The sequence below is a fragment of the Cellulomonas telluris genome (genome assembly GCF_004886325.1).
Lineage (GTDB): Bacteria > Actinomycetota > Actinomycetes > Actinomycetales > Cellulomonadaceae > Cellulomonas > Cellulomonas telluris.
In genome coordinates, this window is sequence record NZ_QXFN01000015.1 from 1 (window position 1) to 767 (window position 767).

Genomic DNA, 767 nt, shown 5'->3' on the forward strand with positions numbered 1-767 from the left:
TCGGCGAACTTCTGCTCGGCCTGCTGCAGCAGCTGACGGATCTGCTCCTGCGTGCTGCCGGTGGGCTCCTCGGTGGGCCCCTCGGTCGGAGAGGTCCCGGGCTCCTCCGTCGGCTCCTCGGTCGGCTCCTCGGTCGGCTCCTCCGTCGGCTCCTCGGTCGAGTCGTCAGAACCCCCGGTGAGCGAGTCCTCGATGGCGGCGGCCAGGGTCGTGCCGATGCCGACACGGTTCTCGTAGGACACGAGCACGAACCGCAGGATCGGGAAGTTCGACTCACCGTCACGACGCGTGTAGACCGGCTGGACGTACATGAACTGGTCGCCCACCGGCACCGTCAGCAGGTTGCCGGGCACGCGGTCGGCGTCGCCGGTGGTGTAGGGCAGCAGGGCCGCGCTGACGTCCTCGTTGGTGGCGAACGTGTTGGCGATCTGCAACGGGCCGCCCGTGGGCTCGTTGGGCAGCTCCAGCACGGAGACCGTCCCGTAGTCGTCGCTCGTCGCGTCGCTGTTCACCGCCATGTAGGACGCGAGGTTGTTCTCCTTGTCGCGCGGCACGTAGACCGACGTCAGCGACCACGTCTCGCCCTCCCCCGTGTCGGTGAAGAGGCGGTACGGCGGCTGCAGGCGGGTGGGGCTCTGCGGGTCGCTCGGCACCTCCCAGCGGCTGGAGCCCTCGAACCACGCGGACGCGGACGTCTCGTGGTAGCGCTGGAACTGGTAGCGCTGGGCCTTGAAGAGGTCCTCGGGGTAGCGCAGGTGCTCACGCAA

Annotated in this window: 1 protein-coding gene; it reads right to left on the minus strand. The window is 69.2% G+C overall.

What is annotated here, in order from left to right; genetic code table 11:
• The coding region (locus FB586_RS18480; RefSeq protein ID WP_168800612.1) for a UPF0182 family protein at window positions 1–767 on the minus strand (767 nt) is incomplete at both ends.